Source organism: Marinomonas flavescens (assembly GCF_004352835.1).
Taxonomy (GTDB): domain Bacteria; phylum Pseudomonadota; class Gammaproteobacteria; order Pseudomonadales; family Marinomonadaceae; genus Marinomonas; species Marinomonas flavescens.
Window position 1 is genome coordinate 15912 of record NZ_SJSB01000023.1, and the last position, 20699, is coordinate 36610.

General features: G+C 39.9%; 23 protein-coding genes. 13 read left to right on the forward strand and 10 right to left on the reverse strand.

The features are described from left to right. Positions 1-13 precede the first annotated feature (13 nt). The 6 genes from E0D70_RS16380 (at position 14) to E0D70_RS16405 (ending at position 3850) form a co-directional block, all read left to right on the forward strand. The gene (locus E0D70_RS16380) at positions 14-199 is read left to right on the forward strand and encodes a hypothetical protein (RefSeq protein ID WP_133013349.1); all 186 of its coding nucleotides are present in this window, start codon (positions 14-16) and stop codon (positions 197-199) included. Positions 200-451: 252 nt separating this feature from the next. Next, a complete protein-coding gene (locus E0D70_RS16385) occupies positions 452-1069 on the forward strand; it encodes a YitT family protein (protein ID WP_133013350.1) in 618 nt (205 codons plus the stop codon). A gap of 165 nt (positions 1070-1234) precedes the next feature. After that, a complete protein-coding gene (locus E0D70_RS16390) occupies positions 1235-1765 on the forward strand; it encodes a GNAT family N-acetyltransferase (RefSeq protein ID WP_133013351.1) in 531 nt (176 codons plus the stop codon). Positions 1766-1796: 31 nt separating this feature from the next. Next, positions 1797-2486: a 16S rRNA pseudouridine(516) synthase gene (locus tag E0D70_RS16395; RefSeq protein WP_133013352.1), complete on the forward strand. Its 690-nt coding sequence runs from the start codon at positions 1797-1799 to the stop codon at positions 2484-2486. Between the two features lie 43 nt (positions 2487-2529). After that, the gene (locus E0D70_RS16400; protein WP_133013353.1) at positions 2530-2901 is read left to right on the forward strand and encodes a DUF2750 domain-containing protein; all 372 of its coding nucleotides are present in this window, start codon (positions 2530-2532) and stop codon (positions 2899-2901) included. Between the two features lie 325 nt (positions 2902-3226). Beyond that, positions 3227-3850, forward strand: coding sequence for a TetR/AcrR family transcriptional regulator (locus E0D70_RS16405; RefSeq protein ID WP_133013354.1), 624 nt, complete (start codon positions 3227-3229; stop codon positions 3848-3850). A gap of 100 nt (positions 3851-3950) precedes the next feature. Here E0D70_RS16405 and E0D70_RS16410 read toward each other — a convergent pair whose 3' ends face one another. Then, the gene (locus E0D70_RS16410) at positions 3951-7406 is read right to left on the reverse strand and encodes a hybrid sensor histidine kinase/response regulator (protein ID WP_133013355.1); all 3456 of its coding nucleotides are present in this window, start codon (positions 7404-7406) and stop codon (positions 3951-3953) included. 203 nt (positions 7407-7609) lie between these two features. Here E0D70_RS16410 and E0D70_RS16415 point away from each other — a divergent pair, with 203 nt between their 5' ends. The 4 genes from E0D70_RS16415 to E0D70_RS16430 all read left to right on the forward strand — a co-directional run bounded on the left by E0D70_RS16415 (position 7610) and on the right by E0D70_RS16430 (position 10208). Continuing rightward, positions 7610-7966 carry a DOPA 4,5-dioxygenase family protein gene (locus E0D70_RS16415; protein WP_133013356.1) on the forward strand — a complete coding sequence of 119 codons (357 nt, stop codon included), beginning with the start codon at positions 7610-7612 and terminating at the stop codon, positions 7964-7966. Positions 7967-7992: 26 nt separating this feature from the next. After that, the gene (locus E0D70_RS16420) at positions 7993-8640 is read left to right on the forward strand and encodes a MarC family protein (RefSeq protein WP_133013357.1); all 648 of its coding nucleotides are present in this window, start codon (positions 7993-7995) and stop codon (positions 8638-8640) included. A gap of 337 nt (positions 8641-8977) precedes the next feature. Next, positions 8978-9460, forward strand: coding sequence for an FKBP-type peptidyl-prolyl cis-trans isomerase (locus tag E0D70_RS16425; protein WP_133013358.1), 483 nt, complete (start codon positions 8978-8980; stop codon positions 9458-9460). Between the two features lie 145 nt (positions 9461-9605). Beyond that, complete coding sequence (locus E0D70_RS16430) at positions 9606-10208, forward strand: uracil-DNA glycosylase family protein (protein WP_133013359.1); 603 nt, start codon at positions 9606-9608, stop codon at positions 10206-10208. Here the strand turns inward: E0D70_RS16430 and E0D70_RS16435 are convergent. The 7 genes from E0D70_RS16435 to E0D70_RS16465 form a co-directional block, all read right to left on the reverse strand. Next, positions 10177-10644: a GNAT family N-acetyltransferase gene (locus E0D70_RS16435; RefSeq protein WP_133013360.1), complete on the reverse strand. Its 468-nt coding sequence runs from the start codon at positions 10642-10644 to the stop codon at positions 10177-10179. The genes E0D70_RS16430 and E0D70_RS16435 overlap by 32 nt on opposite strands. 401 nt (positions 10645-11045) lie before the next feature. Continuing rightward, positions 11046-11249, reverse strand: a complete 204-nt coding sequence (locus tag E0D70_RS16440) for an RSP_7527 family protein (RefSeq protein WP_133013361.1) — start codon at positions 11247-11249, stop codon at positions 11046-11048. Between the two features lie 159 nt (positions 11250-11408). Beyond that, positions 11409-12065 carry a 5,6-dimethylbenzimidazole synthase gene (gene bluB, locus E0D70_RS16445; protein WP_133013362.1) on the reverse strand — a complete coding sequence of 219 codons (657 nt, stop codon included), beginning with the start codon at positions 12063-12065 and terminating at the stop codon, positions 11409-11411. A 205-nt stretch (positions 12066-12270) separates the two neighbouring features. Continuing rightward, entirely contained in the window at positions 12271-12834 is a 564-nt protein-coding gene (locus tag E0D70_RS16450; RefSeq protein ID WP_133013363.1) for an acetate uptake transporter, read from the reverse strand. Between the two features lie 444 nt (positions 12835-13278). After that, positions 13279-13794 carry a hypothetical protein gene (locus E0D70_RS16455; RefSeq protein ID WP_133013364.1) on the reverse strand — a complete coding sequence of 172 codons (516 nt, stop codon included), beginning with the start codon at positions 13792-13794 and terminating at the stop codon, positions 13279-13281. 105 nt (positions 13795-13899) lie between these two features. Then, a complete protein-coding gene (locus tag E0D70_RS16460) occupies positions 13900-15666 on the reverse strand; it encodes a sodium:solute symporter family protein (protein WP_133013365.1) in 1767 nt (588 codons plus the stop codon). A gap of 6 nt (positions 15667-15672) precedes the next feature. Further along, entirely contained in the window at positions 15673-15933 is a 261-nt protein-coding gene (locus E0D70_RS16465) for a DUF4212 domain-containing protein (protein ID WP_133013366.1), read from the reverse strand. Between the two features lie 168 nt (positions 15934-16101). Between E0D70_RS16465 and E0D70_RS16470 the strand changes: the two genes are divergently transcribed. From E0D70_RS16470 to E0D70_RS16480, 3 genes are all read left to right on the forward strand, one after another. Beyond that, positions 16102-16341: a DUF6500 family protein gene (locus E0D70_RS16470; protein ID WP_133013367.1), complete on the forward strand. Its 240-nt coding sequence runs from the start codon at positions 16102-16104 to the stop codon at positions 16339-16341. A gap of 309 nt (positions 16342-16650) precedes the next feature. Further along, entirely contained in the window at positions 16651-17169 is a 519-nt protein-coding gene (locus E0D70_RS16475; RefSeq protein WP_165942921.1) for a GNAT family N-acetyltransferase, read from the forward strand. A gap of 65 nt (positions 17170-17234) precedes the next feature. Further along, positions 17235-17684, forward strand: coding sequence for an MOSC domain-containing protein (locus E0D70_RS16480; RefSeq protein ID WP_133013369.1), 450 nt, complete (start codon positions 17235-17237; stop codon positions 17682-17684). Positions 17685-17690: 6 nt separating this feature from the next. Here E0D70_RS16480 and E0D70_RS16485 read toward each other — a convergent pair whose 3' ends face one another. Together E0D70_RS16485 and E0D70_RS16490 are read right to left on the reverse strand one after the other, a co-directional pair. After that, complete coding sequence (locus E0D70_RS16485; RefSeq protein WP_133013370.1) at positions 17691-19409, reverse strand: diguanylate cyclase; 1719 nt, start codon at positions 19407-19409, stop codon at positions 17691-17693. 54 nt (positions 19410-19463) lie between these two features. Next, positions 19464-20480, reverse strand: coding sequence for an amino acid ABC transporter substrate-binding protein (locus E0D70_RS16490; protein ID WP_133013371.1), 1017 nt, complete (start codon positions 20478-20480; stop codon positions 19464-19466). Positions 20481-20699: the final 219 nt, after the last annotated feature.

Sequence of the window (20699 nt, forward strand, 5' to 3'; positions counted from 1 at the left end):
ACTGGGAGGGAAAATGGAAAATAAGATAATTGCTTGTTGTCTTGTTTTATCAGCAAGTATGGTGAGTTCTACTACATACGCTGAAGTAGGCGATAATAGCTCTTTAATTACTTTTCATAATCTATTTTTCTTTCTTGCTGGCCTTTTTTTATCAACAGGTGTGTATTACAAGCACTATTACAAAAAGAAGAAAAGATAAACGAAAGTAAAGCATCCACTATGATGCTTCATACGGTCTGATCATCAATAAAGTGCTTCATATTGCCCAAGATAGATGGTTTTCGCTGAGGTTGATGGAAATAGTCGTGATAAAAAAATGTACAGAAATAAAGACACTTCATGTAAAAATCAAAAAACGGTCTGTCTTCAAAAAGTTGGTATTCGACTCAGTTTTCTCTAAAATTTGAACATATGTAATGTTCATTTTTATTGTTAAACGGAAGAGAAATTTATGTCGGCTAGTACAATGGTTGCCAAACGCCATACTCGAATTGAAGATATTCAGGCGCTTGTTATTGGTACTCTTATTATTGCTTTGGGTGTAAATTTATTTACGCAGGCAGGGCTTATAACAGGCGGTACAGCAGGGATGGCGTTTCTTTTACAGTACACAACCTCGTTAACCTTTGGGCAAGCTTTCTTTCTTGTTAATATTCCTTTCTACCTTTTAGCGTTTAAACATATGGGGTGGGAATTTACACTTAAGACCTTTTTAGCTGTATTTTGTGTATCGTTTTTTTCGGACCTTACCCCGAAACTTATCTCGTTTAATAGCATCGAGCCTATTTATGCCGCGTTGGCTGGTGGTTTTTTGATGGGAGTGGGTTTTCTTATGCTCTTTAGACACAATGCCAGCTTGGGAGGCGTCAATATTTTAGCTCGTTATATTGCTGAGAAATATGGTATTTCTTTCGGTAAATTTCAGATGGCGGTGGATTGCACGATTGTAACGTTATCTATTTTCGTTATTGATTTTCGTTTAATCGCCGTTTCTGTCATTGGTGCGATTGCATTAAACATGATCCTGGCGGTCAATCATAAACCAGGTCGTTACATGGGCAATATCTAGTTATTGTGCTGCGAAGAATGATTCAAATAAGGCGACCTTAGGTCGCCTTATTTGTTATGAGATTGCCTTATCTTGAAATAGAATAGATCTTGAAGCCTCTTCGTTTCTAATGTCAGCCGGCTCAGGTATTATAGCGACCAATCAGATTAAAGAAGGATACACGGCTTGGAGCTACTTAAAGTAGATGATCTCAACCCTTACCTAAATGACCTTGTTGAGCTGCTTTGTGATGCGGTTGAATCGGGTGCTCCTATTGGTTTTTTACCACCATTAAGTGAACCAGAGGCAAAAGCGTATTGGCTATCCATCAATGATGAATTACAAGTAAACTCCAGACAAGTTTTGTTGGTGAGAGAAGATGAGAAAATCGTTGGCAGTGTACAGATTGCCATGTCGCCCAAGGCAAATGCTTTACACCGTTGTGATGTAGAAAAGCTGATGGTACATACGAACGTTCGAGAAAATGGTTTAGGCAGTATTTTAATGCAAGGCGTTGAACGTGTAGCTGCGTCGATGCAAAGACAATTACTCATGTTAGAAGTCAGAAGTGATGATATCGCTCACGATATGTATGTTAAATTAGGCTATATCCCATTTGGTGAGGTGCCTAACTACACACGAAGTGCGAATGGCGCTTTGCATAACTCGACTTTTTTCTACAAAGAAATAGAACTTTCCCACGAAGTTTTCTCTTAAATTGATAGATGAGCCATAGGCGAATAATTCCTTGAGACTAGATTTTTATTTATCCCATGTTACAGATCTTGCGCGTAAAGCCTCGAAAATAGCCGCTTCGAAAGGTCGTGTTACTGTAAACGGTGAAACGATTAAAAAAGCAAACCACCCAGTACAAGAAACGGACGTTATCTATTTAGATGACACGCGTCTAGCTTGGCCATCGGAAGGCTATTATTTACTCTATAAACCAGCAGGTTACGTCTGTGCGACGGAAGATGCTGAGCATTCTACCGTGGTAGATTTACTGCCTTCACATCTAGGGCAAAGCTTAAAAGTGGTTGGGCGTTTAGATAAAGATACAACTGGCTTATTATTGCTGACAACAGATGGCCAATGGTTGCATCGCATTACATCGCCTAAAAAAGCGTGTAATAAACGCTACCGAATGACATTGCTCGATAGCATCGACGATGCTGCGCTTGAACAACTTGAAAAAGGCGTATTATTGAATGGTGAGTCTCAACTGACAATGCCAGCGGTTGTCGAACGTATTTCTGATAACGAAATCTTCTTAACGATTCAAGAAGGCAAGTATCATCAAGTTAAGCGGATGTTGGCAGCAGTCGGAAATAAAGTTGAGACGCTGCATCGTGATCAAATCGGAGACTTAGCTCTAGATGAGGGACTAAATCCTGGCGAATTTAGAGAATTAACCGAAGACGAAGTCGGCTATTTTTAAATTAGATAATCGTGTTTTAGCTACTATAAATGAGAGAATGCACATGACTACAGAATTATCGATGGATGAACGCGTCCAATTATTAGTTGCGCCGGATAGCGAACGTTTAGTTTATTTCGTTGAAAAAGTGAAAGAAAGCCAAACCGTATGGAGCTTGAGTAACGAAGATGGCTTTGTAATGGTTGAGACGGACGAAGGTGATTGCGTCATGGTTTGGCCTGATGCTGAATTTGCGAGCCAATGGGCAGTAGAAGATTGGGATGATTGCGAGCCAGTAGCTGTTGAGCTGGAGACATTTTTGACGGGATGGTTGCCAAGTTTGGCAATAGATAAAATCACCATAGCGGTATTCCCAAATATTGAAGATGAAGGCAAGTTGTCTTCAGCTGATGAGCTAAAAACACTTTTATCTTAAGGTGAAACTTATCTTAAGATAAAAATAGGGCACCATTTTAGTAAATGGTGCCTGCGTTATTTATTGTTATATTGACACCTGTTCTCAAAAGGCTGGAAGGCTCTGTAGATTTTTGCTTTTTGAGAGCGTTTATTTGATGATCCTAGCTTGTTGTATTACTAATCGCTATGACAGTCTGCTCGTCTTATAACTGTCATAAGTATATTGCCTGAATATAAATTCGTTTCTCGCCTCAACCCTTCCCATTGTGCATAATATTACTCTCCCCTTTTTAGTAAACTGTTGTTTACAGATTTTGATTTTACGATAAGGAAGTAATCACAGAATGAGCAAGCGCCAAAGTAATCGAGAAGAAGTCTTCACTCGGATTTTAGAGGCTGCAGAGATTGAATTCGGTCTTAAAGGCTACAGTGGTGCAAGCCTGCAGCACATTGCGGATCGAGCTAACCTTCCAAAACCTAATATCGTTTATTATTTCCAGTCAAAAGCCAATTTATACAAACATGTTCTCAACCAAATATTAGCGGATTGGAATGATCTATTTAATCAGGCTACAGTTGACGATGATCCGGCTATTATACTAGATGGTTTTATTAGAGAAAAATTGGAATTGAGTTTCACAAACCCACGCTCGTCACGCATTTTTGCGATGGAAGTAATTGGCGGTGCGAGTCATATTGGCGACTATTTGAAAGAAGAATTAGTGCCTTGGCTTACGTCTCGTGTCAGTGTTATTCAGGGTTGGATTGACGCAGGCAAAATGCGCGCTATTGACCCAACGAGTCTTATTTTTATGGTTTGGGCTACTACTCAGCATTACGCAGATTTTGAAGCACAAATATTAGCGCTCACTAATAAAGAGGCACTAGGCGAAGACGATTTAAAACGTATTGGTGATACCGTGAGTAGTATTATTCTTACTGGTGTGGGTTTGGATTTACCAAGCTAAAAACGGCCAATAGACAAAAGCCCTATACCGTTTTTATTTGTCTGCTTTACATTCTTAAGTGTAATGGTCTAATGATTCCAAAGAGAGGGAGTATGATTCATCATGCTCCCTCTCTTTGTTTATGGATATGCTGAATCAAAGCGCGTAATTTAGCCGGTTTAGCTGGTTTAGCCATATAAATGACATTGTTTTGTTTACATCTTTCAACCAAGCCTGGTTCTTGCGACGCTGTAATTAAAACAGCAGGAATGTCTTTATTGGCTTTCTTTCGCAATGTGCTAATAAGCGACAACCCATCTTGATTCTGATCAAGTTGAAAATCGACTAATAACAATTCTGCTTCACCTTCCGCTTGGTTTGCTTCTTCGAAGCGCTCGAATGTTTGGCAATCACACTGCCAATGGGTTAATAGCGTTCGCATTGCTGTGAGGTTGTTGTTGTCATCATCGATACACCAAACATAACAATGAGCAATATGACTGTGTGCTTTTGCCACGTTTAATGGTTTTTTCAAATTATTCTGCTCTTGACTTACTGCTAGTGGAATCCGAATACCAAAACAGCTTCCTTTGCCAGGAATAGAGCGAATTTGTGTTTCTAACCCAAGTTGTTTTTGCAAGCGTCTTACCAGCCCTAACCCCAAGCCCATTCCTTGCTCTGCTGTGTTTTCCCAGCGATAGAAGTCATCAAATATTTTTTTCTGTTCAGATTCTGGAATGCCAATACCGGTATCCCAGACTTGTAATAAAACATGGTCTTTACGTTGGCGTGTACTTAAAAGCACCTGCCCTTTAGCGGTATATTTTACGGCATTAGAGACAAAGTTTTGAATAATACGACGCAAATAAATAGGGTCACTGTGAACTTGAATTGGCAAGGTGTGGGTTGATAGCGAGAGTGCTTTATTTTCGGCAATGACGCCGAATTCCGCAATGATAGGAGAAAGAAGTTCTTCTAAATTACAATCAATTAGCCTTGGTTTAATGGCACCTTGGTCTAATCTCGCAATCTCCAATAATGTCGAAATAAGTGCTTCGGTGGATTCTAAAGAATCTGATAATTTACCAACAATATCGCCAGAATCTTCTGCTAAATCACTGGACTGTAATACTCCCATATACAATTTGGCGGCATTTAAAGGTTGTAATATATCGTGGCTGGCGAGGGCTAAAAACTCTGTTTTTGAGGCGTTTGCACGTTCTGCTTCCGCTTTTGCTTTGATTAATGCTTGCTCGGCGCTATTGCGTCGTTCAATTTCTGCCATCAACTCTTGATTAATACCCTGAACTTCGACTGTTCGAGCTTCTACACGCTTCTCTAAATCTATATTCGCCTCTTTAAGGGCTTGCTGGCTCTCAATGTGTTCGGTAACGTCAGTGAAGCTAGTGACAAAACCACCATCAGGCAGTGGGTTACCAACCATTTCAATCACTCGACCACTGGCTCGTCGTCTCAAGAATCGATGACCAGAGCCTTTACGAAGGTAGTCTAACCGTTTATTGACAAGTGCTTCGAGATCGCCAACACCGCATTCACCACGCTCCGCGTTATAGCGAATCAACTCTTCAACGGGGAGACCAATTTTCAGCATTCCTTCGGGGTAAGGGTAGAGGGATAAATAGGTTTTATTCCACGCGACCATGCGTAAATCTTTATCCACCACACTGATCCCTTGATCTAAATTATCCATAGAAACAAACAGTAGGTTCTGACTGAACTGAATCGCTTGAGTCGTTTCATCCAAATAAGTCACCATCTCTTCTACCTTGATTTGCTTGTCGATCAAGATAGAGTTGATGATAGTTCGCGCTGAAGAACCGCCTAAAACACCGCCTAAAATACGTTCACAATAGTCAATAAATAAACGATTTGGGGTTATATTGGGAGCGAGCGTTTGGGCATAGTCTTTTTCAAAATTACGCAGTACTTGTTGGCTTTTTTGAGCCCCTAGAAAGGTTTCTAACAAGACAAATAAGTCGCTGTTTAAGGCTTTGCTTTTCGGTTTGAAGAAGCGATGTTCCAGTTCAGTCGTTGGACTAACAAAAGCCGTGGCTTGTATTCGATCAATCAAGCGCTCAGAGGATAAAAGAGACCCAACTATATAGCCGATTATATTCGCCACTAAGCTGATAAAAGCACCATAACTGAGTAAATCTGACCGAGACTCTTGGCTGCCTAAGGCCCAATCTATACTGCCTGTTAAAGGCATCATGAATAATAAAATCCAACACAGGAAGCCGAGAGTTAAGCCAGTATATACTCCATAAGCGTGACCGCGTTTCCAATATAATCCACCGAGTACAGCGGGCAGTAATTGCAGCACTAAAGAGAATGCAACTAAGCCTGTACCAGCCAAAGATTCGCTGTTGGCCATCTTTTGATAATAGAGGTAGGACAGCATGAGAATGCCAGCCATGGCAAAACGGCGAATGATTAATATACGACGCCGATAAACGGGCAGCCCTTGGTGTTGAGCGCTTGCGCGAGCTATCATTAAAGGCAGGATAACATCGTTACTAATCATGATGCTTAACGCAAATGTTGCAATGATAGTCATCGCCGTAGTGGCGGACATACCACCTAAAAAGATAAGCATTTGTAATGGTAAATTATCAGATGCTAATGCGAATTGAATAACATAAGTATCGGCATTGATATTGCCTGAGAATAAGCTTTGTCCTGCAATGGCAATCGGCGGAATGATCACTGCAAAAATCAATAAATACAAAGGAAATAGTAACCTTGCCATATTTGACTGACGCTTATCTTGATGGTCAACAACAGTGACGTGAAATTGTCGTGGCAAACAGACAACGGCCGCTGCTGACATAAGGGTTTGCATAATAAAAGAAAAAGAGATGAGCTGATTGGAATGCCATGCGCTAAAGTCGATGGCGTGCTCTGACCAGTTAGTAACAGAATGCTTCATCATCACGATAGCAACGATGCCAACGGCCACAATGGCGATTAATTTGAACAAAGATTCAGCACCAATCGCGAGCATCATTCCTGAGCGGTATTCGGTCACTTCGACTTTTCGTGTGCCAAATAGCATAGCAAATATGCCAATTAACAGGGTCGCGATAAAGACAACTAAGCTGACAGAGAACGCTTCTTGATCTGCGAATAAAGCAAAGTTTGAGCCGATCGCCTTAAGTTGCAAAGCAATATAAGGAATGACGGATAGCATAGCAATTAAGACTACGAGAGGCGCCGTTAAAGGTCGTTTTCCATAGCGGGATGAAATAAAGTCCGCAATTGAAGTGATGTTTTGTTTGTGGCTAACTAATATCATCTTGCGAATAAACGGAAAGGCAAATAGATAGAGTAGAATTGGCCCAAGTAATACAGGTAAATAATTCCAACCAGAACGAGATGCTACGCCAATAGCGCCATAAAAGGTCCATGCGGTACAATAAATAGCGAGTGATAGGCTATATACTAAAGGGTGACTAGTGAGTTTCTTCGCCCATGGACTTTCTTTATCACCCCATAAAGCAATACAAAACAAACCTAGGATATAGAGGATGGCTAGAAAAACCCAAAAAACAGTCATCGATTGAACTACCTTTCCTTCGATTTGTCATTATTGATAATAAAAGACCAATGTAGCATAGCTTATTCAACAATCCTCTACGACTTAGGTAGCGACTATTACGAGAGCCATTAATGAAGGCTCAGAACGTGGCGATGTCATGCAACATTAGGAAAATTACACCATGTCCTTATCTCTAACAGTGAACAGTATTAAAGCCTACCATGTCCTTATCTCTAACAGTGAACAGTATTAAAGCCTACCATGCCCATCTTTATTACAGCGATGAAGCGGGTCTGGAAATGGCAAAAGGCATTGCCGAAAAAGCCGGTCAACTTTTTGACATCAAAATAGGGCGCTTCCATCAAAAACCAGTTGGGCCTCATCCATTGTGGAGTTGCCAATTATCTTTTGCCGTGACGACTTTTGCTGAGATTGTCCCTTGGCTAATGATGAATCGACAGTCTCTCGATGTATTTCTTCACCCGCTAACTAATGATGATTATGTGGATCATACACAAGGCGCGAGCTGGTTAGGGAGCTCCCATGCTCTTGATTTATCACAATTTACCCCCAAATAGGGGGTTCTTATTTAGCAGAGTAATTTATGGAAGATTGGTTTAAGCAATTTATTATTTTATGGTCGGTTATTGATCCGATAGGCACTATTCCAGTTTTTTTAGCGGTGACTGCTGGGCTTGGAAGTCCTTCTTTATCACGAAAATTAGCGCTAAAAGCGGTGTTGATTTCTGCTGTAGTACTGCTATTTTTTGTTATTGCTGGCGAATATTTATTAAATGAAATGGGGATACCGCTTGAAGCCTTTCAGATAGCGGGTGGTTTGGTGTTATTTCTTTTTGCCTTGACCATGATCTTTGGTGAAAGTAAGCCTGATGAAGAAATGGGGATCGTACAAAAAGGCATGCATGGCGCTGTTTTTCCGTTAGCGATACCTTCTATTGCTTCCCCCGGTGCGATGATGGCAGCTGTCCTTTTAACTGATAACAACCGCTTCTCAATAATGCATCAGTTTGTTACGACTATGGTGATGCTAAGTGTTTTGTTTGTGACATTTATTTTGATGTTACTGGCTACCAGAATTCAAAAAATTATTGGTGTTGCAGGCGCTAGTGTTATTAGTCGTGTGATGGGGCTAATCTTGGCTGCGGTTGCTGTTAACTCCGTTTTAACCGGTATTCAGATGTATTTTGGCCTTCATACGGCATTAAGTGGAAATGGTTCTTTAGGCCTATAAAAGGTTAATAACTTAAGAAACCCTATCTCTTTATTTGGGCTGTAAATAGCGAGTTTATAGGTGATTGAGTTGATGCTAGTGGTCTTTATTAAATGAAATTTAAAGCGCATATAGCAGCGCTTTTATAGCGAAACTTTTATTAAAATTAAAAAAATTTAACGCTAACCCTAGGAAAATCGTCGATAGTCCCCAACTTTATGGCTTATGGTAGTTATTCATACTATGGGAGGTTACCATAGGAGTACAATCTGGGTTCGTGTTGTGGCGGTGTATCGCAAAGTCTGTTTGCTTCTATCAAGCACTCGTTCCCCTATTCATATTTAAGCAGGAGAAGACAATGCAAATCGCAGAAAACGCCGTAGTAAGCATGCACTACACACTAACAGATGAGCAAGGACAAGAGTTGGACTCTTCCGTTGGTCAAGAGCCACTTGTATTTTTGAGCGGCGCTCAAAACATTATTGATGGGTTAGACAATGCGCTTCAAGGTAAAACTGCTGGCGAGAAACTAACCGTTTCTGTTTCACCTGAAGAAGGTTACGGAGAAGTTCATCAAGAGTTGATCCAAAAAGTGCCTCGTGACAATTTCCAAGGTGTAGAAGAGATTCAAGTTGGTATGCAGTTTATGGCGCAAACACCAGGCGGCGAGCAACCTGTTACAGTTATTGGTGTTGAAGAAGATGGTGTAATGCTAGATGGCAATCACCCATTAGCGGGTAAGACATTAAACTTTGATGTAGAAATTGTTGACGTTCGTGAAGCAGTAGCAGAAGAGCTAGAGCACGGACATGTACACGGAGAAGGTGGTCATCACCACTAGGCACTGATTAGCGTTCTTGTGGTTCGCTAAGACATGTTTAAAATAAAAAACGGTATCTAGATAGATACCGTTTTTTTATGGCTGAGTTTTCTATGACCATGTTTTTTAACACGCTAGAAAGTAGTCAATTATTGGAGATAAAGTAATGGAAGACATTAATTTTCAGGAACTTAAAACGACAATATTAGCCTGTGAAGCCTGTGCCTCTTTTTTACCCTTACCCCCTAAACCAATTCTACAAATTCATCCAGATGCCAAAATTCTAATCGCAGGACAGGCTCCTGGTCGAAGAGCCCATGAGTCAGGGTTGCCCTTTGACGATCCTAGTGGTGATAGTCTGAGAGACTGGCTCGGTATTTCAAAAGACGTTTTTTATGATGAAACAAAAGTAGCATTAGTTCCAATGGGGTTTTGTTTTCCGGGAACGGGAAAGTCTGGAGATTTGCCACCAAGAAAAGAATGTGCCGATCTTTGGCGCGCTAAGCTTCTTTGTCAGCTGACAAAAATAAAACTAACCGTTGTGCTTGGTACTTATGCACAGGTGTACCATTTGAAAACAACAGGTAAAATGTCAGTAACAGAGCAAGTGAAAGCCTCAGAGTTTTGGCTCGAACAAGGTAAAATTGCCTTGCCCCATCCTAGTCCGCGAAACAATCGTTGGCTTAAGCAAAATCCATGGTTTTCTACAGAGATACTACCGGAGCTCAAAGTGCGCGTTAATTCGTTGCTTCAGGATCCCGAGTCATAAGGTAATGTTCTATTCCATCTTCCATATAAGGGGCGGAAACCGTCATAAAACCATGTGACTGATAGAATTTTTCAAGATGCGATTGTGCGCCAATTTTTATCGGTATATTTGGCCATAGCTTGAGTGTCTCTTGCACTGCATTCTTCATGAGTATGTGTCCTATTTTATCTTTACGATTTTCCTGCTCAACAACAACTCGCCCTATACTGGTATGAGCTGGGTAGCAATCCTCTTTTGCCAAGAGCCTAGCGTAAGCAATGATATGGTTGTCTTTCAGAGCATACAGGTGTCGAGTATTAGGAAGCGTGTCTAGGCCATCTAATTCAGGAAAAGGGCAGTTCTGTTCAACCACAAAGACATTACAGCGCAGCTTTAGTAAGTCATATAAAATGAAAGTGGATAGCGCGTTAAACGGCTGACAATGCCATGTGATCATTATTATTACCTATGATTTTTTTGTTAGCTTATTATGCCTAGGAAGTCTCTTTATGAATATGATAGAGAATGAAAAAAGGGCTATAGACGTCACCGTTGCAACCTATATACCTGAAAAATATCAATATTTCTAGCATACGAGTGGTATAGGAATTTGCTTTTACTGGATGAAATTTCACTTTGAAATTAATGACGTTTCGAATTTTTTAATAAAGCGAAAGCAAGATAGGGTAAGAGTCGTGTTGTTTCTTTATGAAGAAATAAAGAAGCACAAAAAGATAAGCATAGAGTACAGAGGGTTTTTAATTCTAGGACCACTCCCGGATGGAGTAAGCCAAATGTCTTCTTTTAGAAAAGAAGGCGCTTACTCAATGGTATGTTTGGTTTACTGAGCTGAACAGATTAAGCGTGCTGAGCAGAAGACGATACAAATGCAGACTTAATTTTAATCGCTACTTTTTTAACGGCTTTTACAGCAGAAGAAATACTAGCAACAATGTATTCGGCACGTTCAGCGCGAGCAATCATTTCGTATTTTTCAGCTTCACTTAGATAAGGTGTGTTTACTTTTGTTAGCATAGTAGCAATAGATTGTGTGTTTTTCATGATGTATTCCTTGTTAGTTGTTTACTTTCAAAACCATCAAAACAAACTCCGTTTCGATGGTTATATAGTAGAAAGTATCGCTAAGGAAGACAAACGAGAAAATATACACTAGAAGATGAATAAAACTAACCAATTAGTCAATATTGTAAATAATAAGCATTATGTGCTTTTATCGTCTGCCCAAGATTCAAAATGAATTGCTTTTTTTGCATCTCGTCTTGGAAGCCAACCGAAGCGTTCTAAGTCCGGTTTTGTCTGAAATTTATCCACATAGCCAACGCATAAATAGGCAATCACATCAATGCTATCGGGGATATTTAATGCTTTCTTAATAACCTCATCGTGAACAATACTTACCCAGCCAACACCGATATTTTCAGCTCTGGCAGCCAGCCATAAGTTTTGCACAGCACAGACAGAACTAAACAAATCCATCTCAGGTTTTACCGTTCTTCCTAATACAACAGATCCCGTTCGACTGCGATCACAAGTGATACAAATACCTAAGGGCGCTTCTTCTATGCCCTCTAGTTTTAGATTTTTATATTGTTCTTTGCGATTGCCTTGAAACATTTCAGCGGATTGAGCGTGAGCATCTAGAAAGCCTTGTTTGATTTTGCTTTTAGTCTCTGAACTTTTGATAATAATGAAGTCCCAAGGCTGCATAAAACCGACACTAGGGGCATGATGAGCTGCCAGTAAAATACGCTCTAATACATCATCTGGAATGGGCGTATTAATAAATTCACTACGGACGTCACGGCGAGAAAAGATAGTTTTATACACCGCATTCCGTTCTTCTTGAGATATTTTCATAACCGCCTTTTGGATCTATTCTAAAGGTGGGCATTATGACGTTGAATTTACGGGGAGGCTAACGCGTGGATAACATTAAGAGATGAATTTTGTTCATCTCTTATAAAGCCCACATCAGGAAATGTGGGCTTTATATCATTTTAAAGTAAGTTATAAACTGTTTGATGTGTATGTAGCGATTGTGACGCTAATGTTTAAGGTATTTCTATTGACCGTAAACTTCGTCTATTACTTGTTTTAGACCGGCATAAATCGCAGAAGCACCACATAGAATCCCTTCATAACCAGCGATATGTTGGATAGTGGTATTGCCTGTGTAATCACCAAGAGCGAGCAAGAAAAATAAGATAGCTAATGTTGAGAATACGATTTGCAGTGGTTTATTAATACGTAATGTGGCGATAAATAAAATACTTGTAAAAATGCCCCAAAGAATGAAATAGGCAACCATAGACGATCCTTTAGGGCCGTCCCAAAGTCCCATTTTTGGTAAAAGAAGCAGTCCGACTAGAGTTAACCAGAAAAATCCATAAGAAGTAAAAGCAGTCGTTCCGAAAGTATTTCCCTTTTTCCACTCCATAATGCCTGCAATAACTTGCGCCATCCCACCGTAGAAAATGCCCATGGCTAAAATCATAGAACCTAGTGGAAATAGGCCAGAGTTATGAAAATTTAACAATACTGTCGTCATACCGAAGGCCACTAGGCCAAGGGGAGCTGGGTTTGCTGTTAGATCAACTTGTTTGATTAACGTTGTTTGGTTTTCCATAGATACCTTCTTATTATATTTATTTTAGGAGTTACATTTCGATCTAGAAGTATTTTTATCATGACTAGATCTCGTCATCCCGTGAGTTCTTATGTTCAGGAATGAACTGCCAAAGACTATAATGTTGGCTGAGGTAGTGAGTACAGTCCGACTTTAGTCGAATATAAAGATGACATTAACCTCTATTTTATTGAACATAGTACTACTGGAAGTAGATTGTTTTTTTGATTAAGGCTAAGAAAACAGCGCTGAGGCAAGGGATTACTGAATTGAAGGGTATATTTTGGCGAACTGAAGTAATGCTATTTTATTTTATTTGTTAGAATTAAATAAATAAGAAATGACGATTAAATTAATTTATTTCCCTATTTTTTGCTCAATTTGCTGATCTGATCTGATCTGATCTGATAAGACTAAGAGATGAAGCTACTCCACCTCTTATCATTAACCTGCCTTTTGACACACTGCCGTGAGTAGGGGATCATTTTCGTTAAGCGGATACCAATGACTGTCTTGTAGATGTGAAGGATTAAAAGACTCAGTGAAATCTGTTCGAGCATCTTGTACACAATCGACTATTTGAGGCACTCGTTTTGCTAAGTGTCGGCGCTCGAAAAAATATAGGTCTACTAACACAAGATCTGGATCTATTTTATTCTGGGCTGAATTAGTGACATCAGCAGCAATAAAACGCATGGTTTGTGGATATATATAGCTCCAAGGACGCCATGGGGCTTCCTCTTGAACCGTTTTTACAACGACTAAACCTGTAGGCAACATGCTTTTTTGGTGATCGTACCAGCTGTATTCACCTTGTACTTGAAAACCTAACATTGCAAGACCTGCAAACGTTGGGACCAGCCATTTAGGGGCTTTTTTCTTAGATAATGTACGAATAAAAAGGGCGATGCCTGCGCCTCCTATTCCTGCAAATACCGTTGCTATTAATTCCCAAAACATAATTATTTCTCTTTAATTATTGTGTGTTTTGTATTCAATCGAGAATAAATCAAAATAGAAAGATCGAGTACCATTATGACACTCGATCTTTCTTATCCATCAATATTAGTGATCGACTGCCTTACCCGCACCTTGTGGATAACGCACACTTTCTACTAGATCTTGGATTGCTTTTGGCGGTGCTTCTGTCATAGAAGATACCAAGAAAGCAACAGAGAAGTTAATAACAGCTCCAATTGCGCCAAATGACAATGGTGAAATACCGAATAACCAGTTGTCTGGTGTATTGGCAAAAGAGGCCGTACCTGGAATAAATAACCAACCTAGGAATAGGAAAATATACACCAAGGTAGAAATCAAACCAGCCAACATGCCCGCTACAGCACCCTTACTATTTACTCGTTTAGAGAATATTCCCATCATTAGTGCTGGGAATATAGAGGCCGCAGCGATACCAAAGGCGAGAGCCACAACCTGAGCTGCAAAGCCAGGCGGGTTTAGACCTAAGTAGGTAGCAACCACGATAGCGACAAACATGGCCATCCTCGCGGCGAGCAGCTCTCCTTTATCGCTAATATTGGGGTTAATGGTTCCTTTTATTAAGTCATGACTGATCGCGGACGATATGGCGAGTAGCAAGCCTGCAGCAGTTGAGAGTGCGGCAGCAAGACCCCCAGCAGCAATAAGACCAATGACCCAGCTTGGAAGGTTTGCAATTTCAGGGTTAGCCAATACAAGAATATCTCGGTTAACCACTAGTTCGTTACCTTTCCAGCCTCGTGCCGTCGCTTCTGCTTTAAACGCTGGAGTATCGTTATAAAGCTCAATACGACCATCAGCATTTTTGTCTTCAAATTTGATTAACCCTGTTGTTTCCCAGTTTTTAATCCAATCAGGACGTTCAGCGTACTCAATAGGTTGCGATGTAGGACCATCTGGATAGATAGTGCTCAATAGGTTTAATCGTGCCATAGAGGCAACAGCAGGCGCTGTTAGATAAAGTAAGGCAATGAATACCAATGCCCAACCAGCAGACCAACGAGCATCCGCTACTTTAGGAACCGTGAAGAAACGAATGATAACGTGTGGTAAACCAGCGGTACCTATCATCAATGACAGAGTAAATAGCACCATGTTTAACTTGTTATCAACATCCGCAGTATAATCTTGGAAGCCTAGTTCGCGCACAACTTCATCCAGTTTTTGCAACAAAGGCATACCAGATTCAGTGTGATTAGAGAAAAGGCCAATAGCTGGAATGAAGGTATCAGTAAGCTGCAAAGAGATAAATACAGCAGGAATAGTATAAGCGATGATTAACACCACATATTGAGCCACCTGAGTATAAGTAATCCCTTTCATGCCACCGAGTACCGCATAGAAGAATACAACGACAGCAGCAATCATTAATCCAGTATCGTTTTCAACTTCCAAAAATCGAGAGAAGGCAACGCCTGCGCCTGTCATTTGTCCAATAACATAAGTTACCGAAGCGATAATTAAACAGGCTACAGCGACTAGCCGTGCAGTACGACTATAGAATCGATCACCGATGAAATCAGGAACGGTATACTTACCGAATTTACGTAAATAAGGCGCTAGTAACATGGCGAGTAAAACGTAACCACCAGTCCAGCCCATAAGGAATGTGGAGTTTGCGTAGCCACCGGCTGCAATTAACCCTGCCATTGAAATGAAAGAAGCAGCAGACATCCAATCAGCAGCGGTAGCCATACCGTTTAATACTGGATGAACGCCGCCGCCAGCAACGTAAAACTCTTTCGTTGAGCCAGCTCGCGCCCAAAAGGCTATGCCAAAATAGAGTGCGAATGAAGCGCCAACGAAAAGCAAGTTAATGGTAAATTGACTCATACTGACTTACTCCTCTAGGCCAAATTTTTCATCAAGCTTGTTCATTCTCCAAGCATAGAAGAAGGTCAAGATGATAAATACGAGAATGGAGCCTTGTTGAGCGAACCAAAATCCAAGGTCGGTTCCGCCAATATGAATTCCGCTGAGTAAAGGTCGAAAAAGAATGGCGCACCCATAGGAAGCCAATGCCCATACGACCAAACAACCTAGGATAAGCCGTAGGTTGGCTTGCCAATATTGTTGTGCATTAAGATTTTGATCTGACACGGTAGATCTCCTTATTTATAATTATTTTTTCTACACCTAGTGAATTTAGCAGTGCTTTGTAAATAAAGAATCACTACTTTAGTCGAATAAGAAAAAATAATGCAATAATGTTAACCAATGTAATAATAGTGCAAAAAATAAGAGTTAAAAATTTAATAAGGAAAGCTTATGGATCGTAATATTAAAGATAAGATGAGGCGTATTTGTGCAGAGAAAATCAATAAAAAAGGAGTAGAGGTTCAGGTTTCCTTTTATGCATTTTTTGCAAACAAGAACGATGATCCTGTGACCTTAATGCTGGTTGCTCGCTGGTGGATAGAAGAAAATCGATTTAATCACTTTGAAAAAGCCACCAAAATACGCGACATCCTTAGCGAGACAGACTTCACTTTCTCTACTTGCGATTAGTGCGACCTATGCAACCATGGATGAATAGCGCCAAATAAGGCTATTAATGCAAAGTTACAGTGTAAATAGACTATAAATGAGTGCGATTCTTTATACTTAATAGACCCAGATGGGAATAAATTAGAATAGCACTGTGACTCTTTGAAAAGTTGATTGGAATCCGTTAAAAAACATCCTCATGATGATCTCGTTTGGCTGTTTTCGCGTAGACAATCTTACTCAGTACTTTCTTTGTTTCCCTCTACGACTTACGAAAGTATAAGTCGTTGGGTGTGCTAGGCATATGGTCAAATCATGAGGAGGTTGTTCATGAAAGGAAATAGATTTAAATGGCAATTTGCTGAATTTGATGAAGCGAGTGACATTAGCGATTTGCTAAACCTTGCATATCGAGGCTTAGACAATTGGACAGAAGAAACAACATTACTAGATGGAAAAAGAGCATCGCCCTCATTAGTAGAGCGTAGCATGAAGGAAAGCGGTACTTACTTTTTTGTTTGTCGAAATGATACCGCTTTGTTGGCCTGCATTAGGCTAACCCTTGTCGGTAACGAAGCTTACATTGGCTCGTTTGCCGTATTACCGACTTACCAACGGTCGGGTATTGGAACGCACCTTTTGGCTGAGATTGAGCAGATTGCGACGAAAGAATACGGTGTCACTTTTTTCTCTTTACCTGTATTAACTGGGCAGAATACGCTAAAAAAATTCTATGAAAAATGTGGTTATCATAAAACAGGAAATACTGAGCCATATCCTGTTCATTTAAACATTGGTAAACCAAAAAGAAGTGATGTTACGATTGAATTTTATTTAAAGAAAGTGTGATTAGAATAGCGAGTAACACTCATTTTTTCATGCACTTTACTCTCTGCCATTTAATAGGATACATCTTGATAAAAGCCATCTTTGTTGCCCCTAAAAAGCGTTCTCTTCAGCTTTCTATTGAAGCGGTGAAGGTGGATGCTGGTAAAGGAATTGTAGGGGATAGAAACTACGCAAAACGTTACGAAGCCGGTTTGAATATTACTTTTGTTGAGTATGAAGAGATTGAGGCTTTTAATACCAATTTCGGTCAGAATATTGCCTTGTCTGATACGCGCCGAAACATAGTGACTCAAGGTGTGCGTCTTAATCAGCTGGTGGGTAAAGAGTTTTCAATTGGTGAGGTACAGTTTTACGGGGTTGAAATGTGTGAACCATGCTCTGCTCTAGGAAGGTCGCTCGCAAATGGAACGCTTACTGCGCCCCAGGTTGTTAAAGCATGGTTGAATCGAGGTGGATTAAGAGCCAACGTGTTAACCACAGGTATTCTAAAAATCGGTATGTCATTGGTAAGATGATAGGATTTAGCTAAGCTCTGGAGGTGATCCCAAAATGATGACTGATTCTGATACTTGATCACGACCGTTATGTTTTGCTTGGTATAACGCTTGGTCAGCTAATTGTATTAATTTATCTAAATCATCTCCTTTTTTAGGGTTGTGACTGGCTATACCGAGGCTTAAAGTCACTCTGCCTTTTTGTGAACCTTCATGAATAATGTTCGTTTCTTTTACCTTTTTACTTAATTGATTCGCGAATACGAGTGCGTCGTATTGGTTTGTATTGGGTAATAAAACGATAAACTCTTCGCCGCCATAACGTGCGACCATGCCTTTCGCATGATCAACTTCATCCTTAAAAATTTGCGACACTTGAAAAAGACATTTATCACCAGCTTGATGCCCGTAGCGATCGTTAAATAACTTAAACCAATCCAAATCAATCATGATTAAGCTTACATCATAATTTCCTAAAATTGCTTTTTCCCAATAGCTTGTTAAGTACTGAAAAAAATGTCGCCGATTAGATATTTGAGTTAAATCATCTGTGTGACTTAGGGTCTGCAGGGATTGGTTTAATTCTATTAATTTTGCGTTGGTATTCTCAACTTCTTTTCTTGCTTCAATAGACGTTCTTTTTGCCACTTCTGTCGCTTCAACAAAAATGGAAAAAGCTTTCCCCATTGCTGCTATTTCATCACTTCCTGTTTGTGGAATCGGCACTGTTAAGCCATTAACGTGTTTTAGCATGACTGAGTTTAAGCGATGAAGCCGATAGATTAGATAATGCTGGATGAACCAATATGCGAAAGCCGTTAACACCAAAAATGCGATACTGAAAAGCACGATATTAATAATGACCTGACGAATTAATGCATCGTGTTTCTGTGTGGCTTTAGATGTCGCATTTTTTAGCAGCATGTAGAAGTCAAAAGAAGTAGCGCTTAACCGCTGGGCATATTGCCTTGTTTGTCTAATCGCAGAAAGTGTAGCCAAATGCTGGCTTTGAAAGCGCTGTCGAATTGAAAAGGCTTGCTCACTAGTCTGCTGTAAATCATTAAGAAGAGATGATTGTGATGGTGATAATTTGTTCATGTAATACATGTTCGCCATGAGGGCGCTAAGATTATTTTTTTGGCGTTGTAGCTCTCCACGGCTAGTTGAGTTCTGGACAAGAACAGTAATATTAATGGCTTTTAAAAACAAATTGGAAAAAAATTGCTGCTGTGGTGCGAGATCTTCTCCAGTTGGAATAGCGACTTGTAAATTACGTAATGATTTAGAGATAAATTTCTGCTGTAGAGCAAGGTGCTGTTCCTTAAGCAGGTAGGAATCAAGTATTTTAAGGGTTTTGAAGTAGGGCTTTGTCATGTTGTCAATGTCATTAAGAATGGCTTGTTCTTTAGGCGTGTTGGCGTAGAGCTTACTCCTAATAGACTCGAATACTTTTCCCGGAGTGTTACTTAAGGACTGATAGTAGACATTGCTATAATCTTGAATGATCATTTTTTCTAAGGCTTGAGATGCTATTTGTTCAGCGTCTCTAGACAGTTCAGCTGCATGTATAGCGCGTTCAAAATGAATGTTACTAAGGTTTTTAAACTCTTGTGCTTGCTGCCAGAGTACACAAATGCTGTAAGCTGTGGTAATAAGATAAAAGCAGAGCACACAAAGAAGCACCAAATTTAGACGAAAACCTAATTGCTTTCTTGGGTCTAATTTTACGGTGGTAGTACTTATCATTCATTGTCTCCCTACCACTTTCTGTAACTATGACATACAGCTTGTTGTATTAATTTATTTAAACGGTGGTGCGAATAAAACACCTCCGTTTTTCCATAATGCAGTTAGGCCTCGATTCGCCTCTATTGGAGAGAGTGCCCCTAAATTACGCTCAAATATTTGCGAGTAGTTGCCAACGGATTTGATGATACGATAGCCCCAATTTTTATCTAAACCAAGTACCTCACCAATATTTCCTGTAATACCCAATAAATTTGTCACTTCTACGTCATTACTATGGCTTCGAATGGCGTCAACATTCTCAGAGGTTATGCCCTTATCTTCTGCCAAAATTGTGGCCAAAATAACAGCGCGAATGATACGGTTCCACTGTGAGTCATCATCTCGAACCGTTGGGCTTATTGGCTCTCGTGAAAGGTTTGTGGGTAGGATTAAGTACTCATCTTTACGATCCGTATTATTTTCTAAAGTGATTAATAAATTCATCTTGTCTGCGCTGTAAGCGTCACAGGCACTACTTCGAAAAAACTGATCTCCTTTTGAATAGATGATACGAGTTTTAAACTGCTTTGCTGCGAGAAAATCTTCAAGATTTCGTTGAGATGTTGTGTTATTGGTGACACAAATGGATTTACCGTCTAAATCCGCAATTGAATGAATGCCTGAACTTTTTCGTACTAGAAAACCCTGAGTATCAAAAAAATAAATAGCAGGGAAGTTAACATGGTAAGTGCTCTCTCGGCCTAACGTCCATGTTGAACTGTACATCACTACATCAGTCGCTTTATCAATAAGGCTGGTAAAGCGTGTTTTTGAACGAACTTCGACGTAATTTACATAATTTGGGTTTTTAAGAACGGCGGCTGCAACGGCGCGGCAAAAGTCGACGTAAAAACCTTGCCAATGTCCTTTGATAGAAATTGCACTTCTTCCAGGATCATCAGGATAGACTCCGCAATTTAAGTCCCCACGATCAAGAACACTTTTCAATGTCGATGCGTGACTGCTTATACTGGCAGCAACTATCAGTAAAATAAAAGAAAATAAGGTTTTAGGGTGCCTAAAATACATAAAATTATCCCGATAAATATCCGTATATTTGTGAGATTTGCCTATTGTTATGTACTGTAGAGTGTTTTTATGTAAACAAGTTCGGGGTATAGGAAGAACTTTATCAACTTTTTATGTCATTCATTGAATAAAAACAAAAAATATAACGGTGTACTGTAATCGTATGTTGTAAATCACACTGAGAAGAATGATTGCTATTCTTATATATGGTTATTTTAT